Origin of the sequence: Vibrio sp. 1F169, assembly GCF_041439605.1 — a bacterium.
Taxonomy (GTDB): domain Bacteria; phylum Pseudomonadota; class Gammaproteobacteria; order Enterobacterales; family Vibrionaceae; genus Vibrio; species Vibrio tasmaniensis_A.
On record NZ_JBGOOI010000127.1, the window covers coordinates 1 to 5,572 of the forward strand.

7 protein-coding genes are annotated in these 5,572 nt (G+C 42.9%); all 7 read right to left on the minus strand.

Annotated elements, in window-relative coordinates:
* Positions 1-202: 202 nt before the first annotated feature.
* The gene (gene fusA / locus ACED53_RS22665) at positions 203-2,299 is read right to left on the minus strand and encodes an elongation factor G (RefSeq protein ID WP_012604915.1); all 2,097 of its coding nucleotides are present in this window, start codon (positions 2,297-2,299) and stop codon (positions 203-205) included.
* Between the two features lie 166 nt (positions 2,300-2,465).
* On the minus strand, positions 2,466-2,936 hold the full coding sequence (gene rpsG / locus ACED53_RS22670; RefSeq protein ID WP_012604916.1) for a 30S ribosomal protein S7: 471 nt from the start codon (positions 2,934-2,936) through the stop codon (positions 2,466-2,468).
* 104 nt (positions 2,937-3,040) lie between these two features.
* The gene (gene rpsL / locus ACED53_RS22675) at positions 3,041-3,415 is read right to left on the minus strand and encodes a 30S ribosomal protein S12 (protein WP_012604917.1); all 375 of its coding nucleotides are present in this window, start codon (positions 3,413-3,415) and stop codon (positions 3,041-3,043) included.
* A gap of 181 nt (positions 3,416-3,596) precedes the next feature.
* Positions 3,597-3,872 carry a sulfurtransferase complex subunit TusB gene (tusB, locus tag ACED53_RS22680; RefSeq protein WP_009848936.1) on the minus strand — a complete coding sequence of 92 codons (276 nt, stop codon included), beginning with the start codon at positions 3,870-3,872 and terminating at the stop codon, positions 3,597-3,599.
* A gap of 8 nt (positions 3,873-3,880) precedes the next feature.
* The gene (gene tusC, locus ACED53_RS22685) at positions 3,881-4,237 is read right to left on the minus strand and encodes a sulfurtransferase complex subunit TusC (protein ID WP_017096568.1); all 357 of its coding nucleotides are present in this window, start codon (positions 4,235-4,237) and stop codon (positions 3,881-3,883) included.
* Positions 4,234-4,623 (minus strand): sulfurtransferase complex subunit TusD, encoded by a 390-nt coding sequence (gene tusD, locus ACED53_RS22690; protein WP_009848934.1) that lies wholly within the window; start codon positions 4,621-4,623, stop codon positions 4,234-4,236. The genes tusC and tusD overlap by 4 nt, the downstream gene beginning before the upstream one ends.
* Positions 4,617-5,342 (minus strand): transcriptional regulator, encoded by a 726-nt coding sequence (locus ACED53_RS22695; RefSeq protein WP_012604921.1) that lies wholly within the window; start codon positions 5,340-5,342, stop codon positions 4,617-4,619. Before ACED53_RS22695 ends, tusD begins: the two co-directional genes overlap by 7 nt.
* Positions 5,343-5,572 lie beyond the last annotated feature (230 nt).

A 5,572-nucleotide genomic window follows, 5' to 3' on the forward strand; every position in this document is an offset into this window, starting at 1 on the left:
CCGATAGTACCAACGTTTACGTGCGGTTTCGTACGTTCAAATTTTTCTTTAGACACAATCGTGTTCCTTCCTAGTTATGATTCGCCACGTTCATTATTGAGCGAGACGCGCCAGAAATTGCTATTTTATGCGCCAACTCTCGTTAGCGCAATATTTGGACGCATTGTTCTTTCAAAAAATGAAAAAAATGCGTCCCTTTTGTTTAACCACGCTCTGCAATGATTGCATTAGCAACATTTTTTGGCACTTCAGCGTACTCACTAAACTCCATAGAGTAAGAAGCACGACCTTGTGTCGCAGAACGTAAATCAGTTGCGTAACCGAACATGACAGACAACGGAACTTGTGCACGAATTATCTTCAGGCCAGCTGTCCCCTCGTCCATACCTTCGATGATGCCGCGACGACGGTTAATATCGCCAACAACGTCACCCATCCAGTCTTCTGGAGTAGTTACTTCAACTTTCATCATAGGCTCAAGCAAAACTGGTTGCGCTTCTAGTGCACCCGTTCTGAAAGCCATAGAGGCAGCGATTGTAAACGCCATCTCACTTGAATCTACTTCATGGTAAGAACCATCATATAGTGTAGCTTTGATATCCAAAACTGGATAGCCCGCTAATACACCATTGTTCATTTGCTCTTCAACGCCTTTAGCGACAGAGGTAATGAACTCTTTTGGTACGATACCATTGGCAATTTCATCTACGAAGACAAAGCCTTCACCGGCTTCTGATGGTTCCAGTTTCAGCCACACGTGACCGTACTGTCCTTTACCACCATGTTCGCGGATAAATTTACCTTCAGCTTTCGCTGTACCACGAATGGTTTCACGATAAGCCACTTGCGGATTACCAACGTTGCAGTTCACACTGAATTCACGCTTCATGCGGTCAACGATGATATCTAAGTGCAGTTCACCCATACCAGAGATTAGTGTCTGGCCAGTCTCGTCATCCGTTTCAACACGGAACGATGGATCTTCTGCCGCTAGCTTACCTAACGCGATAGTCATTTTATCTTGATCAGCTTGAGAGCGAGGCTCTACAACGATCTGAATAACTGGATCTGGGAATTCCATACGTTCAAGAACAATTTTATGGTTCTGATCACATAGAGTTTCACCAGTAGTAACATCTTTAAGGCCGATAATGGCTGCGATGTCACCTGCTCGTACTTCTTTTACTTCTTCACGCTTATTTGAGTGCATTTGAACAATGCGCCCTAAACGTTCACGTTGTTTCTTCACAGAGTTGTAAGCTGTTTTACCGCTTTCAACAACACCAGAGTAAACACGGATGAAAGTTAAAGTACCAACAAATGGGTCTGTTGCAATTTTAAATGCTAGCGCTGAGAACGGTTCTTTGTCGTCTGCATGACGCTCTGCTTCGTTCTCGTCTTCATCGATACCTTTAATTGCAGGTACATCGACAGGAGAAGGAAGGAAGTCAACAACTGCATCTAGAACAGCTTGTACACCTTTGTTTTTGAATGCACTACCACATGTAGCAAGTACGATTTCATTATTAAGGGTACGAGTACGAAGACCTTGTTTGATTTCAGCTTCTGTTAGTTCACCTTCTTCAAGGTACTTATCCATCAGCTCTTCATTTGCTTCTGCAGCAGCTTCAACAAGTTCTGTACGATATTCTTCAGCCATTTCTTGCATGTCTGCAGGAATATCTTCGTACGTAAAAGTCATGCCTTGGTCAGCTTCGTTCCAGTTAATCGCCTTCATCTTGATAAGATCGACAACGCCTTGGAAGTTTTCTTCAGCACCAATGTTCAGTTGAATTGGAACAGGAGTTGCGCCTAGGCGATCCTTGATCTGTTCAACTACACGCAAGAAGTCTGCGCCTGTACGGTCCATTTTATTAACGAAAACCATACGTGGAACTTGGTACTTATCAGCTTGACGCCATACAGTCTCTGACTGAGGTTCAACACCAGATGAGCCACAGAACACAACAACTGCACCATCAAGCACACGCAGAGAACGTTCTACTTCGATTGTGAAGTCAACGTGCCCCGGAGTGTCGATGATATTAATACGGTGGTCAGAGTACTGAGCTTCCATACCACGCCAAAACGTAGTAGTTGCTGCTGAAGTGATCGTAATACCGCGCTCTTGCTCTTGCTCCATCCAATCCATGGTTGCTGCACCATCGTGAACTTCGCCGATTTTGTGAGAAAGACCGGTATAGAACAGAATACGTTCACTTGTGGTTGTTTTACCTGCATCTACGTGAGCAACGATACCGATATTACGGTATTGCTCAATAGGAGTTTTACGAGCCACGGTTGAATCCTCTTATTAGAGACTTAGGGACTATTGCTATGTCTAGATTATGCGTTAAAAGCGATACTTCGCTAAAAAGTGCTTGCCCTAGAAATAGCAATAGTTCCTAGCATAAGCATAGGAACTAAAGAAGTGCTGCAAGGAAACTTGCAGCACTAAAAAGGTATTACCAGCGGTAATGTGCGAACGCTTTGTTTGCGTCAGCCATACGGTGAACGTCTTCACGTTTCTTAACCGAAGTACCTTTGTTCTCAGACGCGTCTAGCATTTCAGCAGCTAGGCGTTGAGCCATAGATTTTTCACCACGCTTACGCGCAGCTTCAACTACCCAACGCATAGCAAGAGCGTTACGGCGAACCGGACGAACTTCTACAGGTACTTGGTAAGTTGAACCACCCACACGGCGAGATTTAACTTCTACCGCTGGACGAACATTTTCAAGAGCTTCTTCAAATACAGCTAAGTGATCTTTACCAGATTTCTCAGCCATAACTTCTAGTGCAGTGTAAACAATCTTCTCTGCAGTAGATTTTTTTCCGTCAACCATAAGGATGTTAACGAATTTTGCCAGCAGCTCAGATTTGAACTTAGGATCTGGAAGGATCTTACGCTGGCCTATTACGCGACGACGTGGCATGGAATTTCTCCGTTGTCTTCTTCAGGTTTTTTCCAAAACTTTTCAGAATAATAAATAAATAGTGTTTGGCCTTACTTAACGCTTTCTTTTAAAAAAAAGACGCATTAAGACTTAGGACGTTTCACACCATACTTAGAACGACCTTTCTTACGGTCGTTAACGCCTGCACAGTCAAGTGCACCGCGAACAGTGTGGTAACGCACACCTGGTAAATCTTTAACACGACCACCACGGATAAGAACAACACTGTGTTCTTGAAGGTTATGACCTTCGCCGCCGATGTATGAAGTAACTTCAAAGCCGTTAGTTAGACGAACACGACATACTTTACGTAGTGCTGAGTTCGGTTTTTTTGGAGTAGTAGTATATACGCGAGTACATACACCACGTTTTTGTGGGCACGCTTCTAGTGCAGGCACGTTGCTTTTAACAACCTGCTTTACACGAGGAGTACGTACCAACTGGTTAATAGTTGCCATTAACTAGCTCCTGATTTACTTGAAAGTAAGCTTGATGAAAAATCTAGCCCTATTACACATAGTGTAAATAGGGACGCAAAATTCTATTCAGCAGTGGGATGTGTGTCAAGAAATATACAGATCTTTTTTAGCCGTCTAGAGCTCAGGATGGTCTTTTTTTAACCACACTGATAAAATGCAGCTACCAAGTGACTGATTTGTCGTTCAAAACAGTCAGTTTTACGAATCCATCGAAGTCCACTTGATCCAGGGTGCTTGAAGCAAGTTGTTGTAAACCTCGACTATAAAGATCTGTTTTTAATACCGACACATGTTTAACGGTGGAGATTTGATTGAATAACTCATGATTTGGAAGGCAAACATACACCGCATCTTCAACCAAAAGGATATGGTCCTTTTGTTGCGAGTACATCAATGCAAGCTTGAGTTTGTCTACTGATTTTACAATATGAAGCATAACGTTCCCTAGAAAGTCAGTATTTTTTGGCTCTGAGCTAACTTCTGCGTCAACTCATTCATTTCTAGCGCAGTCACATCGATCAGTAAGTTATCAGTCGAGAGACCAAACTGATTGAGGCTATGTTGACACACGTAAACCTGCTCGATGTCGTAGAGGTCCATAAGCTTGAATGCAGAAATATAGTCACGTGATAAGGATTCATCAGGCTGTTGCGCTTTGAGAAGCTGTGTAACGCCATCACCGACAAAGAATACGCTGATGTCTTCACTGTAAGCTGAAGCCGCTAACAATGCGTCTAGCCCTTCCCTACCTGCAGCCGTTGTATGAGGAAAGCTGTTAAATATAAATGCTAATGTGCTCAAAACTGGACAACCCTATCTTGCGTCAGAAGTGCTTCAGATAAACTCCCTAAGCCTGCTTGGGTAAACCCTGTCGCCAAGTTAGAGGCAATTAATTGATGTTGCGCCGCTTCTTCAGTGCTGATAACTCCACGCCTTAGCGCAGCAGCAACACATGTCTCTAGGCTAACATTGTGCTCGTCCGCCAGTTTTTGCCAAGCGGCAGCTAAGTCAAATTCATCATTAGCCGGCACAGTAATGCCAGAGCCATTACTGACGCCGTCTTGATAGAAGAACACACTGTGAAGTTTGTGGCCCTGTTTCAATAGAGCCACAGCAAACTGATAAGCACTTCTTGCGGATTGTGACCCGTAAACGGGTCCATTAACTAAGAGTGTATAGCTTAACAACCCTCTTCATCCTCTGTTTTACGTTGACGGATGTACAAGTACACTGTGTGCTTAGAGATATTCAATCGCTCAGCAACGCGGTTAATCGCGTCTTTGATGTCGAAAATACCTTTGTCGTATAGCTCCATCACGATTTGGCGATTTTTGGTGTTGTTCGATACAGATTTGTCTGCATTGATTTCTTCAATCGTGCGTTCAACCGTTTGATCGACAAGTTCTTCAACATCACTAGCAAAGTTAACAGATGACGCAGCTTCGTCCGCGTCTTGCGTAGGCATGAAAGATTGCAGCACTTGTGAGAATGGCGCATCTAAGTTCACGTTAATACACAGTAAGCCAATCACTCGGTCTTCACCATTGCGGATAGCAACCGTGATCGACTTCATTAGTACCCCGCCTTTAGCGCGAGTAAAATATGAACGAGAGAAGTTACGCTTAGAACCTTCAATATCTTTCAACATCTTCAATGCAAGATCGGTGATTGGCGAACCAACCTGACGGCCTGTATTTTCACCATTGGCAATTTTAATCGCTGAAGTATTGAGGTCTTCTAAAGAGTGTAAAACGATTTCACAAAACGGACCGATCAGACTCGCAATACCATCAACTACGGCCTCATAAGATCTTAGGATAATTTTATCGTGTTCACTGAATGGCATGACATGGACTGATTCCATTTCGAGTAACATGTCCGCATTGACTGTTTCTGTAGTAGTCACTTATTCCTTACCTTCGTGTGAAAAATCAACAAATTTATGTAAGTTTATCAGAAAATTTTAATTGCACACCTAGCTAACATTGCAACTAGTGATTTAGAACAAGTTTAAAAATCAAATACTCATATTCAAGTCATAAAAAAAGCCTAACTTAAAGTTAGGCTTTTTATTCAATCAATGTCCCGTCCTGAAATGTGTTTACACATTGAGGACGAATTATGACTACTTCAAAT